This is a genomic window from Methylobacter sp. (assembly GCF_023227905.1).
Taxonomy (GTDB): domain Bacteria; phylum Pseudomonadota; class Gammaproteobacteria; order Methylococcales; family Methylomonadaceae; genus Methylobacter_A.
Genome location: NZ_JALOCF010000017.1, coordinates 1 through 19,695, shown reverse-complemented (window position 1 = coordinate 19,695; position 19,695 = coordinate 1). Strand labels below are relative to the sequence as shown.

Genomic DNA, 19,695 nt, shown 5'->3' with positions numbered 1-19,695 from the left:
CCTTTGAAATGCCTGATTTACTTGGCTGGCAACAGCCCATCATGAAAGATGGCTTGCTCGGCAGTCGCAGCCGAATCCATCCTGCGCCTTGCAGCTTAAAACCTGATTGGAGGTCCATATGTTATCGTTCTTTGCACATCTCATTCTGACAGCAGGCTTATTACTGATCGTGGCCCACTTCGTCCGCGGCGTTCAGGTAGAAGGCTGGGGAGCGGCAATCATCGGTGCGCTTGTTCTCGGCTTCGTAAATGCCGTAGTCCGGCCGGTGATGGTTTTTCTGACATTGCCCCTTACGGTTCTCAGCCTGGGGCTGTTTCTGCTGGTAATCAACGCGCTGATGCTGTGGCTGGTGGCGGCTCTGGCTCCGGGTATACGCGTTCAAGGTTTTTGGCCCGCGCTAATCGGCAGCCTGGTGCTCACCTTGCTCAATCTTGTCGTTGATATTTTTATCTAATCTCCTTGAGTTCGGGCAAGCGTTTTCGATTGCCCGACGTTCCCTTGATGAGGGGACGCGGTAAGATTAGTGCGATGTCTTAACCTAACAATGCAATCTCCTGCTTGATGGGAAAGAGCGACAGGCCAACATTATGCGCATAACCATGTTCTTGCCGGTAAGAGCTACGTTCCTTTTTTATCCGTAACACAAGGTCGCTGAACGGATCGGCCAAAAGCCCCGCATCGCATTTTTTCATGAGAGAAGCCATGGCATCGCTTTGTATATCATAGCCGCTACGACTGGCATAAGTGCTCTTAAAGCAGCCGTCCCATGCGCTTGGTTCCGGGCCTAGCCAATATTGGGCATGAGGCATAGTCAGCGCTATTTCCAGCCCTTTGGGGTCCATGTCGCTGAAGACAATGACGGTTTTATCTTTTCCGAAGCGCTGCAAAAAGTCGCGGCAAGCCTCGGCCTTGGCGCCGCTCTTGTGATCGCCGCGATAGACCCATAGAGCGCGTAGATCTGGCAATGGCAGTTGCCAAGTGTGGCACAACGGCATGATGGCTAAGTTTTCGACGACTACGATAGTCCGGTGCTCGACTGTGTTAATACTGGAGTTCAGGCACAGCAGGCCGGCCGTCTTTATGCTTTCGGGATAGAGTTGTATTTGTGCGTTATTGACGCGGACGATGCCGTCCGCGCTGTTCAACAACAGTTGGTCGTTTCCGGCCGTTTTGGCGGCCAGTTTTTCGTTGGCGTGGTATTTGGCCATTTCCAACCGGTCGTCCGGAAGTTGCTCCGTGAACGGGTCCCGGCCCATTTCGTCCTTTACCCGTTGGCGCAGGCGGCGTTTGTGCTCGGCGTTGAAAACCAAACAGTTGTTGCTGATATAGCCGCAGCCGTAACGCGCCAGAACTTGACTCCCTATTAGGCTAATCCGGCGGCTGGTGGTTTGGTCGGGCTTGTCTCTGACCAGTTCTCTAATCCAGTCATAAATCTGCCGGTTCATGTCATGCAACCCGCTGCAACAGGATTTCCTCTATAACCTGGTTGCCGTCGAAGCCTTCCAGGTTTTCGCCTTGCATGTCCAACGCAATCGTGCGGCGCATACGTTGCGGCAGGCAGCAATATTGCGCGAACACTATGTCCAGCCATAGCTCCGCTTTGATTTCCAAACCTTGCTCGCTCCAATAACACAGCGCCGAAACCTTGCGGCCTTGCTGTTCAAGGGCAAGCGCAAGCAGGTTTTCGATGTGGCTGTCGTACAAGTCTTGATTGTGTTCGATCCGGCTGGGCATCTGAGTGTCCAGCGGCGCTGCGGCACTGTCCCGTCCCAACGGCGCGACGGGTTTGGACTGGCGCCGCAGTTCCTGGACGATAGCGGCCAGATCGGCCTGCAACACAGGGTTGGCTGTGTCGATGCCCGGCTGGAGTTTCAGGCCTGTGCCTCGACGCAACAGGTCGGGAACGCCGGCGTCCTCGCTCCAGTCCAGCGGTTCCCATTCCGGGTGTTGCCGCAAAAACTGGGCCATTGCCCGGCAGCGGTTGGCGGTTTGCTCCTGCAACCTCAATTTAAACAGCAACTCTTTCATGCGCCCGACGATGCCGGTCAGCCGTTCGACGATGCTTTTGTATTGATCGATGAAGCGGATGATTTTCCGGCTCAGTTCCGGCGGAATGCCGCTCCAGCTCAACCAGTCGTAACAATCGGTTATCCTGACCTGGTTCAGTTCCTGCACCAGTTGTTGCGCATAGGTTAGCGCCCGCTGGTTTTGCCGGATTTTGCTGTTCAGCGAACTGACGAAGCCGAATTGGCTGGTGATCGCCGCGAACATCACGCTCAGGCTGTTCTCCAGCGCTTCGGTCGCTTCGTACAGGGTATCGTCGATCTGTTCCAGATGATGATGGGCCTCGTCCTGATTGTTCTGCTCCAACGCCCGGCGGTAGTCTTCAATGTCCTCCTCGACGCTGACGATCATCTTGGCCATATTGATGTTTTGCTGGTAACGCTGGTTGCGTAGCAGCAGGCGGTCGATCAGGCGCTTGAGATCGCCGGTCAGGCGGTATTCGTCGCTGGTGTCGGCGCTGCGCAAAATGCCGGATTTCTTCAGGCTGTCGATCGCGCCGCGGTTGTCGTCGTCGGCAAACACCGTGCCGTTGATATAAGTTTGCGCCAACAGTTGATCGGCGCCGGCCAGCTTGCGGATTAATCCTGCGATTTGCTCGTGGTCGAAGCTCATAAAAACAGTTCCTGCTGTTCGCCGTCTTCGCCGCCGGCCGTATGTTGGTCCAGTTCCAGGTTTTCGGCGTCGTTCAAGAAGGCGATGATCCTATGCAGATAATTGATCTTGCCGGTGGCGATATAAACCGAAGCCTGCGCATTGGGCCGCGCCAGGTAGCCCGATTGTTCCAGTTTTTGCAACACCCAGGACAACTGCTCGGAAATGGTGGTTTTGCTGGTCTTGAACAGTGTCAACTGGGTCAGCCGGTTCAGTTGTTCCGACAGCGACGGCTCGTGCTCGATGACTTGCAACAACTGGTGCAAGCGGATTTCGTCGCGGGCCCGGATCGGCATATCCTGGCCCAGCGCGGTCATGACCATATCCATCCATTCGACCACCGGCCGCAATTGCGAACGGGTTTCGGAAAAAGCGTCCCTGATCGCCGCGCGGTTACTGTCGTCGACCACGGTGTAGGCGGCGTAAAACAGTTCGCCGTCCAGATTCAGTAATTCCCGCTCCAAGGGCTGCAAAAATGCGTTGATCTTGTCCGCATTGGCCGGCTGCGACAAATACTCGAAAGCGTCGGGGTAAGCGGTCGGACAAATGAAATGGCCGCTGAGCAGGGCTTCGGCAACGTGCTTAAACATGGGCGGCCTCCTTGGGTAATGCGTTCAACAGTTGATCCAGCTTGCTTTGCGGCAGTTCAACTTCGTGCAGCTTTTGCTGGTTTATCAGATAGCGGCGTTTGAACAGGCCCAGCACATGGCGGTCGGCGGTTGGTGTCGCCGACAAAATGTGGATTTTCTTCTTGGCCAGCAGATTCATCATGGCTTCGATGTTTTCCGGGGCCAGATCGCCCAATTCGTCAATCGGCCAGCAAACTACAGTCTGGTTTTGCTTGCGTAGCATCGACGTTACGCCGGTAAAGAACGTGATCAAGGCCAGATAGGACAATCCTGTCGAACTGACGTCCTTCAATTCCCTGGCGTTGCGGGCATGCTTGAGCTGGCCGTTTTCGAAGATGCTGAATTCGATATCGAACAACGCCAAATGCTTGATCTTGACGCCGGTGGCCGGCAGCAGCGCAGTCAGTTCGCCCATGGCTTGCACCAGCGCATCGGGGATATCCTCTTGGCCGCCCAACTCGGCGTTATCGCGGTACTGGCCGTAGTGGTCGCCGAACTTTTTCAAAGCCTGCCAATATTCCAGGTCGCTCATCTTCGAGCGGATATTGACGGTGATCTCGCCGAGTGCAACGAAATAGCGTTCCTCGCTGACGTACTTGGACAACTCCGCGCCGGTACTTTTGATCGCGCGGTCGAAGTTATGCAAATGTTGATAAAAATTGTTGACGCTGAAAGCGTGCAATTCGATTTGTTGGACCGTGGCCTGTTTGACATGGCCAACCATCTGCAACACGTTGATTAAGGGTTGCTCGATTTCCAGCGCTTCGGCCTGGAAAAATTCGCTGTGATGAGGCGAGGCGTTCTGGGCCTGCGACCAGGCTTCGGCCAATTGGCTGCGTTGGTGCTTGTTAAAGAACTGAGCCAGGGCCTGCTTGCCGCTTTGAATGTCGCGTTCCTGACGCTTGCGCGCCTTCAGGGTGTCCTGCGTCAGGCGCGGCAGCGTACCGGGCGCGTATTCGGGTTGGTCTTCCGCGCAGACCGGCGGGCAATTCCGCAATTGATCGGTGCATTGTTCCAGTTGCGCCAATAAACTGTTGTTTTTCTTCAGTTGCTCTTCCTGGGCGTTAATTTGTTGATTCAACTGCGCCCGTCGCCGTTGAAAATCCTGCTTCAAGCGGTCGATTTCGTCTTGCAATTGCTGAATTCGACGCTGGCAATCGTCGCGTTGCCGGCAGTGTTCAGGATGTTGTTGCCAGCGATTTTTCAGCCAGTCCTGGTAATCTTCGGCTTTGCGTTGAAAGCCCCGCGCTTCGCGTTCCAGCTGTGCGGTTTCCTTGAGTTTTGCGGTCAGTTTAATGACGGTATCGTCGCTGCCGCCGGCTTTTAAATCGCTTTTCAGTTGTTGCTCGATGCGCCGTTGTTCCTGCCTGAATTGCCCGGTGTCGGTTTCAGTTTGCTCGGCTATCGTTGCCAACAGGTTTTTGCAGTCGGATTCGATGATGCCTTTACGCGCCAGATGTTCGTCTTGCAAAGCCTGTAACGCCTGCTGGTGTTCGGTTTCGATGCCGGCCAGGGCTTGGTCGCAGGCTTTGATATCGGCGGATAATCGGTTGATTTCCTGTTCCAGTTGCTGTCTGGCTTTTTCGGTTTCAGCCTTGATCTGGTCGGCCAGCGCGCCAGCCTCGCTACGTAACGCATCCTCCTGATTCTCGGCCTGCTTCACGCGTTGTTGAGCCGAGTCCAATGCCGACTTGGCTTGCTCGCGCAACTTATTGACGGCCTGCAAGCCGGCTTCCAGCCCTTCGCATTCTTTGCTGAGTTTAGTTACCTGCTCGAACAGGGCTTTTTCCTGTTGTTCCAGCTGCGCCTTGTCGGCAGTCAAATAACTGTGATCGGCTAAAGCCTCCAGGTTGATGTCAAGACCGTAAAAATCGTTGCCTGGCTGGTCGCTCCAGTGCGGATTCAGGCCGGTATGGTCCAGCAGTTCCGGCGCGATGACCCGGCCTATGTTCTGCTGCCAGCCGTCGGCTTCCTGTTCCAGGAAATATTGCAGCGAACCGGGTTCCGGACGCAGGCGTTTTTGGCAATCGACATGGCGCTCTTGGCTGCGCTTCAGTTCGATTTTTTTGTCCTTAAGTTCCTGTTCGGTTTGCTGGAAATGGCTCAAGGTCTGTTGGTAATCGCTTTGCGCTTTGGCCTGGACTTGATAAGCCTGTTTGGAGGATTTGCCGGCGGCTTCCAAAGCGTCCCGGTTTTTCTGCTGTTGTTCGATCAACGCGGCCGGAACCGGCGGATTTTTCTGTTGATTTTGTTTGACTTGAAACTCGGTCGAAAATTGCCCGCGCTGTTCTTTTACAGGATGCAGGCGTGCTTCTTTATCCTGAAACAAGCGGTCCTTGCGCTGCTGGAATTCGGCATCCGCTTCCCGTAAGTGTTGGCTTTGCCGCAGTTGCGAGTCGGAGCATTGCTGTTGATAGAGTTGGATTTGTTTTTCGTGCCGGTGCTGCAATTCACTTAATTGTTTTTCGTAAAAGCGTTTGATTTCCTGGGTTTTGTGTTCCAGCGCATCCAGCTCGGCTTGAATATCCTGCTGCGCTTTAGCGTATTGCTCCGCCTTGGCGGCTTTGATCGCAAAGCTTTCGGCGCCTTGTTCTTCAAAGTCCAGTTTTTTCGCTTCCAGCGCTTCGATCTGATAGCTTAATTCTTTCAGGCGGCTCTTGGCTTCGTTCAGCGCATCTTCTTTGGGCTCCAACTGTTGCTTGTTGGCTTGCTGCAATTGCTCGCGCTGCCGGCTTAACTCTTTGAGGCTGTTTTCCAGTGCTTGCGTTTCCTGTTGGCAACTTTTGTATTGACCTTGCGCCAAAAAATGCAGGTGGGACAAAGACTTCAGGGTTTGCTTTAGTTCCGCTATGGTTTGCAGCAAGCGGTCGAAATCGGCGCGCTTGGCCTCGATTTCCCTTGCCGCGTTCAAATCGGCCAGCCAGGCGTCGATGTGCTGCTTGTTCAACTGAAAGGGTTGTTGTTCGTCTTCGTTTTGCAGGAAGGCCTGGCTGAGTTTGCCGCGGGAAATATCGATCAGCATTTGCTTGATGACGTCGAAATCGCCGATTTTTTCGATCACCGAACCGATGACTTTTTCGATGTGGTTGATCGGCGTCCTGGCCATCGCATAACGGTTTTGCAACAGGCGCAGGTCTTTCTTGCCGCCGCTCAGTTGATGGCATTGGATGATGCTGCAATAGTCATCGACCGCAACGAATTTGGAGACTTCCGCCGTGCTGCGGTAAAGCCGCTCTATGCTCTGGCTGTCGCGCGGGTAGCCGTTTTCGTTGATGTAAAAATCCTGCCGGTACGGCGCATCGATGAACTTGTATTTGGCGGCGCGGCCGTCGCTTTGCACCATCACATGGCAAATCTGTCCGTGGGGACGCTGGTATTCGTAAACCAGATAACTGCTGGCGCGCGGCAGGTAATAATCCAGAAAGCCTTTTTTGCTGCCGCTGCCGCCGACGATGTTGCTGGGCCGTTCGCCCCAGAACAGCTGCATCAACCGCAAAAACGTGGTTTTGCCGGCGCCGTTGGTGCCGCTGAGGTTGGTATGTCCGTCCAGCTTCAGTAAAACGGTTTTTCCAGCCCAGAAGCTGTCGATCAAAATGATTTTTTTTAGCTGATAAATATCAGTCATGCTATTCCTTAAAATCAGGATGGCTCGCGGTCATCCTGCAAAATTAAATGTCGTAATCAGGGGAACGCGCAACAGGTTTAATCCGGTTTGCCCGATGTCTGGCTATGGAACAGTGGCTGCACTACTGCTCGCGATTTCGTAAAGATCAAAATTGCCCGGCTTGGTGTGACACAAACGTTGCTTGTTTTCATAGTGACAATAACAACTTTGTCTGTTCAATAACTTCACGTTCATTAATGTCTAGAAATAATCTGCCTTACAGCGCTACTCCAAATAGGGAATAACCCATATATTCACAAATGCTAATTTTGAGCGTTGAGTTCCGCTCATCTGCGCTAGCCAAGCCGTTATTTAATTTGGAGTTTTCTAAAACTACGTACTTTAACGAATGGTATAAATTGTTTTTTCTTATAATCTAGTGTGGTTTATATCAATCCAGATAATAAATACAACAAACGGTGGGGAGTCAGTATGTCAAATTATTTAATAGGACTTATATTATCTATTTTTTTAGCTTCAGCCGGTGGTGCGGCTTACTTTCTTAAATACCCGGACCAACGATCCGCGGTAGAGGCCTTCATTAATAATATCTCTACCGCCAACACAGGAGGAGACTCTGATACAACAGGTAATAATGGTGTAGCACGAGCTCCAGAAATTAATGCATCATCAGGAACTAACGCAATTGCTATATTAATTGGCGCCTTATTGCTAGCTAGTGAAAAATATCGAGTTAGACGCTCTTAAAACTTCTTATAGCGGTCAAGTTAAATTTCCTCTCCCGGCAAAACCGGGAGCTGGTTATTGTTAGCAACGTAGCGCGTGGCGGTGTTTCCGGCCAATCAATTATTAATAACTGATGTTACGCAGTCAGTCGACTTTAAATTTAAGGCGTCGCTAACGCGACAGTTTATTTGAACCGGGTTCTCGCACCCGAGGGCGAGTTACTTTCTTTTGCTTCGCCTCGGCAATTGCTCCTGCATTGCTCTACCTCCTGCATCCTTGCAGTCGAAAAGAAAGTAACCAAAGAAAAGGCGATCCGGTTGCCGCTTAGTTCACTCGGCACATCCTTGTGCCTCGCCCTGTGGGTGCTACGCATGCAAACCGGCTATCCTGCCGATTTGTCCTGTGCTCGGCGCGGCAAACGGGAGAAGCACATCCTGTGCGTAACATCAGTTAATAAGGTTAATCGCGGCCTGTTGAGGTCATTATAGAAACAGCAAAGCTTTAGCCACCTCTTCTTTTTTCACAATGACAATAAAAATCTTGCCTGTTCGATAATCTCACGCTCATCGATATCCTTAATCGAATAATCCTGCTTGTTGAGTTTATACGGATTGACGATAGACGCGGACTTGACCACCTTGTTGATGTCGGTTTGGTAAACCCGGCTGACCGGCGTCGGGCCGAAGATGGTGATTGACGGCCTGTTTAACCCCCAAGCCATGTGCGTCGGCCCGGTATCGTTGCCGATCAGTAAATCGGCCTTGGCGATCAGCGCTTTCAGGCTGTTCAAATCCATCTTGGGCGTGACTTTGATCAGGTCGGATTGCGACGCCATCCATTCCGCCGTGGTTTTTTCCTGCCCATTGCCCCAGGTGACCAGACAGTTTTGCTGCAAGGCCTCGGCTATTTTTACATACTTGGCGGCCGGATAGTTGCGGCTATCCCAAGTCGAGCCGATCACCAGCACGATATTGCTCCGGTCTTTTGATAGGAGATCGTATATTTGCGGGTCTTCGTTGTTGAAAAACAGGAACGGTTTTTTGTTAAGGATTTGCTCTGTGCTGATGTCGAACCCTAGAGGGCTGGATAGTATCAGCGCGTTTCTGTCGATGGTATTGACGTCGTAAGCGCAGGCCACTTTGACGTCATAAAACCATGACGCGGCCTTTTCCCTGACTGAGCCGGCATCGAATCCGGCGATGCGTGTTCCGCGCTGCGCCAGTTCCTGGCCGACCTGCGGCATGCACACCATCCCTGGCAATACCAATTTGGCGATGGCTGCCGATTTAATCAATCCTTGAGCATCAATGATCATGTCGTAGTTGTTGACTGCATAGCTGCGTATCTTTTTAAACTGCGAAAAAATACCCGCCTTGTCGGTTTTTAAGGCTTTCAGGTTAACCGTCAGAATGTTATCGATATCCGGATTGTTTTTTAAAAGCCCGGCGAACCGTTCTTCGACGATCCAGTCAATCTGAATTTCCGGGGAATGCGCCTTGATGAACTGCAGGGCGACCATCGCATGCACGATGTCCCCCAGGGCCGAGAGCTTTACAATGGCGATTTTCACTTACGCCCTGATTGGGTGAGCGTTATAGATTCAAGCACCCGCTCCGGCGTGATTCCGGTCAGGCAGTGGCTATGGCCTAGTGGGCAGTCGCGCTTGAAACAGGGCGCGCATTCAAGGTTCAATGAAATAATCTCGGCCTTGTCATTCAAAGGCGGCGTAAAGCCCGGATCCGACGAGCCGTAAATGGCGATGATTTTTTTGTCCAACGCGGCGGCGACATGCATCAGGCCCGAGTCGTTGCTGACCACGGTATTCGCCAGCGACATTAAATCCACCGCCTCGGCTAGAGAAGTTCTGCCGGTAAAATCGGTGCAGAGCCCCAAAGTTGCTTTGTTGATTTGCTCGGAGTCGGTTTTGTCCTTTTCGGAACCGAACAGCCAGACCTGCCAGCCTTGATCGAGTTTATGCTTTGCTACTTCGGCGTAATACTCGATCGGCCAGCGCTTTGCCGGGCCATATTCGGCGCCGGGGCATAAGGCTAGTATTTTTATCGGTGTGTATGCCGCAGGACTTCCGGGAGCAGATGCGGCGGCTGACGGCGCCAGCTTGAATTTTTCGATGACCCGCTGTTGCTTATCGTTGCTGATCGTTAGCGCAGGCTTTGGGCATTCAATCGGCATGGGCGCATCAACAGGCAGGCCCAATGCGACGAAACGCTGCACAGTCATGGTCAGCCGGTTTTTATCCAGCTTTCTGGCATCGTTCAGCAAACCCCAGCGGCATTCACCGATGTAACCGGTACGAACAGGAATATTAGCAAAGAACGAAGGGATTGCCGATTTCCAGGAATTCGGCAGCAGGATAGCTTGATCATAGTTTTCCGAACGCAGGCTCAGACCCAGCCTGATGCGCTCCATCAGGCCAAACTTGCCGCGCGGCAGCGGCATGACGATAGCTTTGTTCACTTCCGGCATTCTTTCCAGCAGCGACAATGTCCATGCCGGAGCCAGCACGTCAATTTGGCAATCCGGGCGGGTGTTTTTCAGGGTGATAAACAGGCTTTGCGCCATCACCATATCGCCGACCCAGGAAGGGCCGACAACTAGAATCTTGTGATATCTTTTCAAGACCTTATCTGACTATATATTTATAAACCACGAAGTAGGGTACGCATCGCGTACCATTTTCCCAGCATCACCCAAGTTCAACAAAGGTACGCGATGCGTACCCTACATAACGTTTACGCGACGTAAGTCAGCCAATCGGCGTGATCGTCTCTGCGGCCATGCACGTAATCGAAATACAGCGACTGCAACTGCTCGGTGACCGGGCCACGGCTGCCAGAGCCAATCTCGCGGTTATCCAGCTCCCTGATCGGTGTCACTTCAGCCGCAGAGCCGGTAAAGAACGCTTCATCGGCAACGTAAATCTCATCGCGGGTGATGCGCTTTTCAATCACTTCATAACCTTGCTCTCTGGCAATGGTCATGACCGTATCGCGGGTAATGCCTTCCAATGCCGAAGTGGTTTCCGGCGTGTAAATTCTGCCGTTGCGCACGATGAACAGGTTTTCGGCGCTGCCTTCCGCCGCGAAGCCTTCATGATCCAGCATCAACGCTTCATCGTAGCCATTGGCGCGCGCTTCCTGTAACGCCAGGATGGAGTTGATGTAGTTGCCGTTGGCTTTGGCTTTGCACATGGTGCTGTTGTGGTGGTTGCGGGTATAAGACGAGGTGCGGATGCGGATGCCGTGCTCTATGCTTTCCGCGCCCAGATAGGCGCCCCATGACCAAGCGGCAACCATCACATGCACTTTCAGGTTGTCGGCTCTCAGACCCATGCCTTCGGAACCCAAAAAGCACATGCTGCGGATATAAGCGCTGTCCAAATTGTTTTTGGCAACCGCATCGCGCTGAACTTGATTGATCTCGTCTTTGCCATACGGCATTTTCATGTTCATGATATGCGCCGAACGGAACAGGCGATCGGTATGATCCTGCATCTTAAAAATCGCCGTGCCTTTTTCTGCGTGATAAGCCCTGATGCCTTCAAACACGCCCAAGCCGTAGTGCAAGGTATGTGTCAACACATGGACTTTAGCTTCACGCCACTCAACCCATTGCCCGTCCAGCCAAATAACGCCGTCTCTATCGTCCATCGTCATCGTTTATTCTCCAACATTAATTTAGTAACTATTTATTGATATAACATCGCTGTCCATGAAAGCCAAAAGTAGTCGCCTTTAGGCGACACGAAAAGCGCGAAAAATATTTATGACGCAATTCGTGCAACTATTGCTCAAAGCCTTGTAGGCCGGAAACACCGATTCGATCAGTAGCGAGAACCGGTGTTTCCGGCATGCCGCTATAGAAAAGCATCAAGAAAATCCCAGTCCTTTTCTATACCTTTTTTTCGTGCCTTTCGTGCTTTTCGTGGACAATATCTATTCCATATACTCATGCCAAATCCGCTCGACTTGAGTGCTCATTTTGGCGACATCGGCCTCGGCTATAACCGCCTTGTCCCCTTGTAAAACCAGCTTATGCCCGAAATCCCGGTAGGCGCAGTAAGCGTTTTTAAGTATTTGCTCATCGGCTTTGGAAATAAATCTCTGCTGCTGCAAGCCTTCAAGCAGCCTGACATTATCGGTGTAAGTCGTCAGCGCTACATTTTTAGCCGCCTGGTCTAAAACGCCAAATTGTACTATAAACTCAATATCCGCAATACCGCCTTTGCTTTGTTTTAGGTCAAACTTGTCTTTATCTTTGGTGGCCAAGGCCTCGCGCATTTTTTCGCGCATCTCGCGGACTTCGTTTTTCAAGCTTTCAGTATCCCGTGGCAGGCTCAAAATTCGGCTTCGTATGGCTTCATACTGTACTTTCAATTGCGAATCGCCGGCGATAAACCGGCCCCGGACCAGCGCCTGCAATTCCCAGGTCCAGGCCTGGTTTTTCAGGTAATCCTCATAAGCGTTAATATGAGTAACCAGCAAGCCGGAGTCGCCATTGGGGCGCAAGCGCATATCGACTTCGTAGAGGACGCCGGACAACAACTTGGTATCGAGAATATGCCGGATTTTCAACCCCAAGCGGCCGTAAAACTGCGAGCAGGAAATCGGCTTGTCGCCGTTCGTCATCGCATTGCCGTCTTTGCAATCGTACAAAAACACCAGATCCAGGTCGGAGCCGTAACCCAGCTCGATACCGCCCAGTTTGCCAAAGCCGATGACTGCAAAGTTGATCGCATTGTTATCGGTATCGGGCGGCAAGCCATGCTTATCCGTCAGCATCAGCCACGCACGCTCGACAACATGGCTGACGATGCTTTCCGCGATATAGGTCAAGTAATCGCTGACCACCATCAGCGGAATGACATCCATAATATCGGCGGCAGCCACTCGCAACACATTCAATTGCTTGAACTGGCGCAATACCACCATTAATTGCTCAAGATCCTGCACCTCAATTTGAGCCAGCAAAACCTTGAGTTGTTCATCAAGGTCGGCTTTTTTGAGCGGCTCATAAAGGGAACGGGTATCCAGCAATTCATCGAACAACACCGGATATTGCGCCAGATAATCGCAAATCCACGGACTGGCCGACGACAATCTGATCAATTGGGCCAAGGCGCCGGGATTTTCAGCCAATAACGATAAATACACGTTTCGGCCGACTACCGTCTCAAACAAACCGAGTATCCGCGCCAAGGTTTCATCCGGATTGTTGACCTGCCGCATGGCTTCTATCAATTGGGGCATCAGCCGGTCCAGCACGCCTGCGCCTTTGGCTGTCAGCCTTTTAACCGCAAGCGAATGCTTAAAGTCTCTTATCGCGGCGAGCATGGCGGCGGCGTCTTGAATACCGTATTCTTTTAGATACTCCGTCAACTCCGTTTCATCCGCCACGCATGCCCAAATCTTATGGCTATCCTGGTTTTCGCTGTCCTGCTTTGACAGCGAAAAGACCTGATCGAAGATTCCATGCACCTGTTTTCTTACCTCATCCAGATGCTGTTTAAAGCTGTCCCAGTCCGGATAATCCAGCGAATAGGCCAAAACTTGCTGCGCCATCGGGTCTGTCGGCAAATCGTGGGTCTGCCGGTCCTGGTATTGCTGGATATGGTTTTCTACCCGACGTAAAAAGCAATATGACTGCTTAAGCTGGTCGGCGTCATTTTGCGACAATAATTCCCGTTCGCCGAGCAATTGCAGAACATCCAGAATGGGCCGGGTTTGCAAGGCTTTGTCGTTGCCACCGCGGATCAATTGAAACGCCTGGCCGATAAATTCGATTTCGCGTATGCCGCCGGGTCCCAGCTTGATATTTTCCATGCGGTCTTTGCGTCGCAGCTCCTGGGTTATCTGGGCTTTTAGCGAACGCAATTCCTCAAACGCACCATAATCGAGATAGCGCCGGTACACAAAAGGCCTGAACATCGCCATCAGCTCTGCTCCGACTTTAAAGTCGCCAGCGACCTGGCGCACCTTGATCATCGCATATCGCTCCCATTCCCGGGCCTGGGTCTGGTAGTAGTTTTCCATGCCGTCAAAGGTCATGATGATCGGGCCGCTGTCGCCGTATGGCCTTAAGCGTATGTCGGTGCGAAACACAAAGCCGTCCACGGTGATCTCGTCCAGAACCTTGACCAGATTGCGACACAGCCTGGTGAAAAACTCGCCATAGCTCGTTTCCTTCCTGTCCGGCAACACGCCGTCTTCGGCGTAGGCAAAAATCAGGTCAATATCGGAAGAATAATTCAATTCGTAAGCGCCCAGTTTGCCCATGCCCAGCACCACGATCTGCTGCGGGCTGCCGTCGGACAATAGCGGCGTACCGCGCAGTTCGCAGGCTTCCTGATAGAGAAAATGCAGCGCGTATTGAATGCAGGCATCGGCCAGATGCGATAACTCAGACAGCGTCTCCGACAATTCGGCCCACCCGGCCAAATCCCGCCAAGCTATCCTGACCATCTCCCTGCGCCGAAAATCGCGCAATTTCGTCATTAACTCAGCCTGCGTCTCAACCGGCGCATGCGCCAGCTTTTCAACATAACTGTTTTGATGATAAGCCGACGATAAATCGCCGGAATTGACCAGATCGACCAGCAACTCGGGCTTGCGGGTGCAGCTTTCGGCAACAAACAGACTGGAACACCAGACCTTGGCGATGGATGCAGTAAACTCCGGCGTTCGGCTGATATTGAGATTAAGCTCCGTTAGCCGTTCACCCCATTTCGCCAGCGAATCGGTTACCGTAGATCTTAAATGATCAGGCAGCGCTGCAAATTCGGGTTCGAGATTTTTGATAAAAGACATGAGTGGAAGTCAGCAATGAAAAGCCCATGATAACGAAAACACACCGGCAACAAGTAGCGCTATTTGTAAGCATGTTGTTAAGATCGGCGAAGATGAGTAGAACGAGGCTTAATAAAATGATAAAGTTCAATAAATTTCAATAACTATTTATGATTTAAACTTATGAAAACGCCCACATTTACCAAGAACTTCTTTTTTGCCGCGCTGACTAGCGCGATTATTGTATTATCAGTTACCGGCTGCTCGGATGATGAAGAAAAAATCGCAGCGGCGAAACCGGCAGCGCCCGCCGCCGTGCATAACCCATTTGACCATTCTCACGATACCGCTGTAACCGATATACAAAAACACAAGTTTGAGCATGATTTTGCCGACCAGTGCGTACAACGGGAATTGAAGAATTCAACTAATAAAGAGTTCGACAAGAACCGCTACGCGACGCCTTGCATGTGCATCGCCAAATATTTAATGAAAGATCTGACTGCCGACGAAGCTCAACTGTTTATCGGCGAGCATAAAAATGCCCAGTCTTTAGTGATTAAATATGAAAATGCTGCTTATCACTGCCTGCAACAGAATGCTCACCCTAAAGGACCGGATTTTTCCAGAGCGCCACAGACTGAATAATTGACTTGAAAACAATTCACCGCGAGGAACGCGAAGTTGAACTTTGTTGGCTTTTCTTCGTGGTGATTGTCTACCCTCACTCACCAACACGTAATAATCGTTTTCTGCGTTAGGCGAAAAACATGCCGATAGAAGACCTTTCAGGTTTTACGACTGCCATGGATGGCGGCCGAAACTGCTCCCGGCAGTCTTCGGCATTTCCTCCATCCATGGAGGTCAGAAGTGCTGAAGCCGCCGGGAGCGGCTCCAGTAAAAACCTGGAAGGTCTGACTCGCAACGTTCTTACCAGATATAGGACAGCAGGCCGGTTCCCTCTATCGCTCAAAACGGCTTACCTGTGCCCCATGGGTATTCCGGTCTACACTACCGCAATAACTGTCTTTTCCGCCAATTCTCTTAGTATCTGCAAACCGCCCGCAATAATCAGGTCGGGATTGGGATGCTTCGACTCTTCGGCAACTTGTTTCAGGCAATCAGCCGCCAGCACCCCACCTTCATGTTCCTGAATTATTTGCAGCAACCGGTAAGTGATCGGGGTGATTTCTATAAAATTAACCTCATCCTCCGGGTCGCGATAAACAACCAGGAAGGTAGCCAGTTCCGGTGCCGTTTCAGGTAAAAAATCGGGAGATATTTTATGGACCGGGTATTGATAGGCTAACGGCCAAGCCAAAGGCGACAAGCGGACATGTCTGCAAGGCAAATCATCCAGGTTCTGTTGCTTGGCTGGCGAGGCCTCCTTGGCGATCGACAAGGCCATTTCCACCCATTCGTAATGCGCGAGCTCCAGCATAAACGGGAAATCCGCCGACCTGTCCCGCTCGTTTTGCAGATAATCCAGAAACTCTTCCGGGATTTCCGAAAAATGCGGCGATTGGCTGACATGCTTGGCAAAAAAATCCTGGCCCAGCTCAAACCATTGCCGGTCATTCAATAGCGTCCGCAACACCGGAAAGTTGATTGACAAAAAGCTGTCGATATTGTTAAAAAACAGTTCGCGATACATCGCCATCCGTTGCGGATTGACATCGGCAGGCGGCGCATTGTTCTCAGGATCCCGGATATACGCGGCAAACTCAAGCTGCTTGACTTTAAAATCGACGCTCATGCGGGCCTCAAGCGGACTGCTGTGCATGTTGGTTTCCCCAGGCTTTCTGTATCGCACTGATGGTGTTCACTTCCTTGATTAATTCATCCATCGAGGGGATATTGAAATCCCGTTCCAGCAGCGTCGGAAACACGCCAAAAAGCTCATAAGCTTTGCCCAACAGTTTCCAGACCGGATCGATCACCTCGGCGCCGTGGGTGTCGACCAGAAAATCCTCAGCCTCGACATAATGCCCTGCAATATGTGCATAAGCGATGCGGTGCGCAGGCATGGCTTTCAAGAATGCTTCGGCATCGTAACCGTGATTAATGCTGTTTACGTAGATGTTATTGATGTCGATCAGCACATCGCAGTCCGCTTCTTCGATAACGGCGTTGAAAAAATCGATTTCCGCCATTTCCTGACCGGGAGCGGCATAATAAGACACGTTTTCGATGGCGATCTTTTGCTCCAGAATATCCTGAACGCGCTTGATCCGCTTGGCAACATGGGTCACCGCTTCCGAAGTAAACGGGATCGGCATCAGGTCGTACAAATGCCCGCCTTTGCTGCAATAACTTAAATGTTCACTGTAGAATTTGATCTGATGCTCGGCCATGAACTGCTTGACTTCACGGACAAATTTTTCATCGAGCGGATCGGTACTGCCGATCGACAGCGATAAACCGTGGCAGACAAAATCGAAACGCTCGGTCATTGCGCGAAACTGCTTTCCGAATTTTCCGCCGATGGTGATCCAGTTTTCCGGCGCGACTTCATAAAAGCCGACTTCTTCGGGAGGAGATTCAACGATCTGATTTAGAAATGACCGCCGCAAGCCTAAGCCGGCGCCGTGAACGAGATTTTGGGTTGTGTCCATAAGAACACCTTGCTGTGACTTGAGAGGAACTGGAGGGCATGAGATTAACCATGCCCTCCCTGTACTAGCACGCTTGGACTTATTTGCCGGTTGCGTCTTTAGGTGTGTTGCCTGAGTCCTTAGGCATATTCATATTGCCGCATGCGCCTTCCTTGCCCTTCATCATCGCGCCGCAAGCCATTTCCATGCCGGGTTTCATTTTGCCGTCTTGCATCATTGCACCGCATTTGCTTTCGCCGCATTTGCCTTCAGCCGCTTTAGCTGGCGCAGATTTGTTGCCTGCACATGCGCCTTCCGCCGCCTTAGGTTTTTGCATGCCACCCATTGCCGCGCCGCATGCCATTTCGCCAGCCTTATCAGCTTCTGCAACTTGCATGTAGCCACTTGATAATTCAGTCATACCGAACGGATTAGCTTCGGCATTAACCGCAGTTGCAGCAAAAGTGGACAGAACGGCAGCACCCATTGCAGCAGCTAGAGGTGATTTATTAATTTTTTTCATGTTAACTCCAGTGTGTTGAGATCAAAAATATTCAGCTTCAATTCGTTCCCGGCTGTTAACCCGGGAGATGAATCGATACGTAAAACGCATCGAATGCACTCATCATATCAAAATCAACTAAATAAAGAATGAATTCCTTATCTTCCATAAATTCCGTTAGCTTAACGGCTTGGCTTTCCTTTCAGTACCCTCATCCTGGTAGCCGGTTTTAAACTGATACTCGCACAAATCTTCAATGACACAACTTGAGCAACGCGGCTTTCTGGCAATGCAGGTGTAGCGGCCATGCAGGATCAGCAAATGATGCGCATCCTTTATATGTTTTTTAGGCACACATTTTTCCAATTTCCGCTCCACCTCCCGCACATTTTTTCCGGGCGCAAGGCCGGTACGATTGGCAACCCGGAAGATATGCGTATCCACCGCAATGGTATGCTGCCCAAAAGCGGTATTCAGTATGACATTGGCGGTTTTTCTGCCGACGCCTGCCAGCCCCTCCAGTTCTTCCCGCGTTTGCGGCACCTGTCCGTTATGTTTATCAAGCAACTGCTGGCAAAGCGTGATGATATGGGCGGCTTTGCTATTAAATAGTCCGATGGTCTTGATGTGTTCTTTCAACCCTGCCTCACCCAGCGCCAAAATGTCGCTAGGCGTGTTGGCAACGGAAAATAATTTGGCTGTGGCTTTATTGACGCCTTTATCGGTCGCCTGTGCCGATAAAACGACCGCAATTAATAATTCAAACGCGCTGCTGTAGTTCAGTTCTGTAGTCGGATCAGGTATAGCGGTAGCCAGCCGATCGAAAATTTCCAGGCGTTGTTTTTGGTTCATGGCGTTATGGAGGGGCTTCTCTCTCAAAAATATGCCGGTATTCTCAACATAATTGAAGAGCAGGACAAGACTTTCTGAAATGAAAATCGGCAGCTGCACGCTTTCTGTTCGCGCTGGAAGCGGAAATGTTGGCGATTCCCTAGCTTTGGTGTTTGCTATGGATTCATTATGCGTGTAACTCATGGTCGCTTTGTTGTGCGATCGACTTTACAGACAAGTTCCCAATTCAATGAAATATTTCAGGGCCTTATACTTGATCATCTAATGAATTCTGAGCCGTCATTGAGCTTGTGACAGCAAGACTCAAAAACCAGCGTCATCTGCGCAAATGACCACCGGCGACATTATTCAAACAATTCCGCTTGTTGCAAACTCATTCCCTGCGCATCCTTTGCAGATAATATTGGCGCCGTTTGCAATGGCCAGTTTATAGCCAGCGTCGGGTCATTCCAGCAGATACTGCGCTCATACTCTGGACGCCAATAGTCTGTGGTCTTATAAAGGAACTCGGCCGTGTCGGAAAGCACCAGGAAGCCGTGAGCAAAGCCCTCGGGTATCCACAGCATGCGCTTGTTTTCAGCGGACAGCTCCACGGCAACATGATGCCCAAAAGTCGATGAGCCTTTCCTGATGTCCACCGCCACATCGAGTGCCGCACCCTGCACCACGCGCACCAACTTGCCCTGGGGTTGCTGGATTTGGTAATGCAGGCCGCGCAGCACGTTTTTCACGGAGCGCGAGTGATTGTCCTGCACGAAATCGACATCGCGTCCGGTAAGCTCAGCGAATTGGCGGCGGTTAAAGCTTTCAAAAAAGAAGCCGCGCTCATCGCCGAACACCTTGGGCTCGATGATGAACACGTCGGCAATCGGGGTAGGGATAACTTTCACAGATGACTCTCCTCTTTCAGCAGGCGCTGCAAGTAGCGTCCGTAGCCGTTTTTAGCGAGCGGGAGCGCCAGTTTGCCCAGTTGCTCGGCATCGATAAAACCTTTGCGATAGGCAATTTCTTCCGGGCAAGCCACTTTCAAGCCTTGGCGGTGCTCGATGGTCTCGATGAAGTTGCTGGCTTCAATCATGCTTTCGTGGGTGCCGGTATCGAGCCAGGCATAGCCTCGCCCCATGATTTCCACATTGAGCTGGTTGCGCTCCAGGTAAATGCGGTTCAGGTCGGTAATCTCCAGCTCGCCCCGGGCGGACGGCTCCAGGTTGGCGGCCAACTCGACGACCTGATTATCGTAAAAATACAG

Annotated in this window: 17 protein-coding genes; 3 read left to right on the top strand and 14 right to left on the bottom strand. The window is 51.5% G+C overall.

The window, feature by feature from the left end; all coding sequences use genetic code 11:
- The first annotated feature begins 118 nt into the window (after window positions 1-118).
- Window positions 119-454 carry a phage holin family protein gene (locus M0R47_RS09005; protein WP_292553362.1) on the top strand — a complete coding sequence of 112 codons (336 nt, stop codon included), beginning with the start codon at window positions 119-121 and terminating at the stop codon, window positions 452-454.
- A gap of 79 nt (window positions 455-533) precedes the next feature.
- Here M0R47_RS09005 and M0R47_RS09000 read toward each other — a convergent pair whose 3' ends face one another.
- From M0R47_RS09000 to M0R47_RS08985, 4 genes are read right to left on the bottom strand one after another with little or no spacing between them, the layout of a single operon-like run.
- On the bottom strand, window positions 534-1,445 hold the full coding sequence (locus M0R47_RS09000) for a hypothetical protein (RefSeq protein ID WP_292553359.1): 912 nt from the start codon (window positions 1,443-1,445) through the stop codon (window positions 534-536).
- Between the two features lies 1 nt (window position 1,446).
- Window positions 1,447-2,676: a hypothetical protein gene (locus M0R47_RS08995; RefSeq protein WP_292553356.1), complete on the bottom strand. Its 1,230-nt coding sequence runs from the start codon at window positions 2,674-2,676 to the stop codon at window positions 1,447-1,449.
- The gene (locus tag M0R47_RS08990; protein WP_292553354.1) at window positions 2,673-3,305 is read right to left on the bottom strand and encodes a hypothetical protein; all 633 of its coding nucleotides are present in this window, start codon (window positions 3,303-3,305) and stop codon (window positions 2,673-2,675) included. The genes M0R47_RS08995 and M0R47_RS08990 overlap by 4 nt, the downstream gene beginning before the upstream one ends.
- Window positions 3,298-6,969 (bottom strand): ATP-binding protein, encoded by a 3,672-nt coding sequence (locus tag M0R47_RS08985; protein ID WP_292553351.1) that lies wholly within the window; start codon window positions 6,967-6,969, stop codon window positions 3,298-3,300. The genes M0R47_RS08990 and M0R47_RS08985 overlap by 8 nt, the downstream gene beginning before the upstream one ends.
- Before the next feature lie 471 nt (window positions 6,970-7,440).
- Here M0R47_RS08985 and M0R47_RS08980 point away from each other — a divergent pair, with 471 nt between their 5' ends.
- Window positions 7,441-7,716, top strand: coding sequence for a VPEID-CTERM sorting domain-containing protein (locus M0R47_RS08980; protein WP_292553348.1), 276 nt, complete (start codon window positions 7,441-7,443; stop codon window positions 7,714-7,716).
- Window positions 7,717-8,215: 499 nt separating this feature from the next.
- Here the strand turns inward: M0R47_RS08980 and waaC are convergent, their stop codons facing one another.
- The 4 genes from waaC to glnE all read right to left on the bottom strand — a co-directional run bounded on the left by waaC (window position 8,216) and on the right by glnE (window position 14,519).
- Complete coding sequence (gene waaC / locus M0R47_RS08975) at window positions 8,216-9,265, bottom strand: lipopolysaccharide heptosyltransferase I (protein ID WP_292553346.1); 1,050 nt, start codon at window positions 9,263-9,265, stop codon at window positions 8,216-8,218.
- Window positions 9,262-10,332 carry a lipopolysaccharide heptosyltransferase II gene (gene waaF, locus M0R47_RS08970; RefSeq protein WP_292553344.1) on the bottom strand — a complete coding sequence of 357 codons (1,071 nt, stop codon included), beginning with the start codon at window positions 10,330-10,332 and terminating at the stop codon, window positions 9,262-9,264. Before waaF ends, waaC begins: the two co-directional genes overlap by 4 nt.
- A gap of 113 nt (window positions 10,333-10,445) precedes the next feature.
- Entirely contained in the window at window positions 10,446-11,369 is a 924-nt protein-coding gene (locus M0R47_RS08965; RefSeq protein WP_292553342.1) for a branched-chain amino acid transaminase, read from the bottom strand.
- 279 nt (window positions 11,370-11,648) lie between these two features.
- Window positions 11,649-14,519, bottom strand: coding sequence for a bifunctional [glutamate--ammonia ligase]-adenylyl-L-tyrosine phosphorylase/[glutamate--ammonia-ligase] adenylyltransferase (gene glnE / locus M0R47_RS08960; RefSeq protein WP_292553338.1), 2,871 nt, complete (start codon window positions 14,517-14,519; stop codon window positions 11,649-11,651).
- 162 nt (window positions 14,520-14,681) lie between these two features.
- Here glnE and M0R47_RS08955 point away from each other — a divergent pair, with 162 nt between their 5' ends.
- Window positions 14,682-15,146 (top strand): hypothetical protein, encoded by a 465-nt coding sequence (locus M0R47_RS08955; protein ID WP_292553336.1) that lies wholly within the window; start codon window positions 14,682-14,684, stop codon window positions 15,144-15,146.
- A 358-nt stretch (window positions 15,147-15,504) separates the two neighbouring features.
- On the opposite strand, the gene M0R47_RS08950 is transcribed toward M0R47_RS08955, so the two are convergent.
- The 6 genes from M0R47_RS08950 to M0R47_RS08925 all read right to left on the bottom strand — a co-directional run.
- Window positions 15,505-16,281, bottom strand: a complete 777-nt coding sequence (locus M0R47_RS08950) for a putative DNA-binding domain-containing protein (RefSeq protein ID WP_292553333.1) — start codon at window positions 16,279-16,281, stop codon at window positions 15,505-15,507.
- A complete protein-coding gene (locus tag M0R47_RS08945; protein ID WP_292553331.1) occupies window positions 16,262-17,113 on the bottom strand; it encodes a DUF692 domain-containing protein in 852 nt (283 codons plus the stop codon). Before M0R47_RS08945 ends, M0R47_RS08950 begins: the two co-directional genes overlap by 20 nt.
- A 79-nt stretch (window positions 17,114-17,192) precedes the next feature.
- Window positions 17,193-17,615, bottom strand: a complete 423-nt coding sequence (locus M0R47_RS08940; protein ID WP_292553329.1) for a hypothetical protein — start codon at window positions 17,613-17,615, stop codon at window positions 17,193-17,195.
- Between the two features lie 156 nt (window positions 17,616-17,771).
- The gene (gene nth / locus M0R47_RS08935; RefSeq protein WP_292553326.1) at window positions 17,772-18,446 is read right to left on the bottom strand and encodes an endonuclease III; all 675 of its coding nucleotides are present in this window, start codon (window positions 18,444-18,446) and stop codon (window positions 17,772-17,774) included.
- Between the two features lie 344 nt (window positions 18,447-18,790).
- Window positions 18,791-19,336: a dTDP-4-dehydrorhamnose 3,5-epimerase gene (gene rfbC / locus M0R47_RS08930; protein ID WP_292553323.1), complete on the bottom strand. Its 546-nt coding sequence runs from the start codon at window positions 19,334-19,336 to the stop codon at window positions 18,791-18,793.
- Window positions 19,333-19,695: sugar phosphate nucleotidyltransferase (locus M0R47_RS08925; protein ID WP_292553320.1), on the bottom strand; the 363-nt coding region annotated here is incomplete at its 5' end. The genes rfbC and M0R47_RS08925, both read right to left, overlap by 4 nt.

Coding starts and splice junctions, on each gene's coding strand:
- M0R47_RS08940 (WP_292553329.1), bottom strand. CDS start 17,615: ATGAAAAAAATTAATAAATCACCTCTAGCTGCTGCAATGGGTGCTGCC.
- M0R47_RS08945 (WP_292553331.1), bottom strand. CDS start 17,113: ATGGACACAACCCAAAATCTCGTTCACGGCGCCGGCTTAGGCTTGCGG.
- M0R47_RS08995 (WP_292553356.1), bottom strand. CDS start 2,676: ATGAGCTTCGACCACGAGCAAATCGCAGGATTAATCCGCAAGCTGGCC.
- glnE (WP_292553338.1), bottom strand. CDS start 14,519: ATGTCTTTTATCAAAAATCTCGAACCCGAATTTGCAGCGCTGCCTGAT.
- M0R47_RS09000 (WP_292553359.1), bottom strand. CDS start 1,445: ATGAACCGGCAGATTTATGACTGGATTAGAGAACTGGTCAGAGACAAG.
- M0R47_RS08985 (WP_292553351.1), bottom strand. CDS start 6,969: ATGACTGATATTTATCAGCTAAAAAAAATCATTTTGATCGACAGCTTC.
- M0R47_RS09005 (WP_292553362.1), top strand. CDS start 119: ATGTTATCGTTCTTTGCACATCTCATTCTGACAGCAGGCTTATTACTG.
- M0R47_RS08950 (WP_292553333.1), bottom strand. CDS start 16,281: ATGCACAGCAGTCCGCTTGAGGCCCGCATGAGCGTCGATTTTAAAGTC.
- M0R47_RS08965 (WP_292553342.1), bottom strand. CDS start 11,369: ATGACGATGGACGATAGAGACGGCGTTATTTGGCTGGACGGGCAATGG.
- M0R47_RS08990 (WP_292553354.1), bottom strand. CDS start 3,305: ATGTTTAAGCACGTTGCCGAAGCCCTGCTCAGCGGCCATTTCATTTGT.
- M0R47_RS08955 (WP_292553336.1), top strand. CDS start 14,682: ATGAAAACGCCCACATTTACCAAGAACTTCTTTTTTGCCGCGCTGACT.
- M0R47_RS08980 (WP_292553348.1), top strand. CDS start 7,441: ATGTCAAATTATTTAATAGGACTTATATTATCTATTTTTTTAGCTTCA.
- nth (WP_292553326.1), bottom strand. CDS start 18,446: ATGAACCAAAAACAACGCCTGGAAATTTTCGATCGGCTGGCTACCGCT.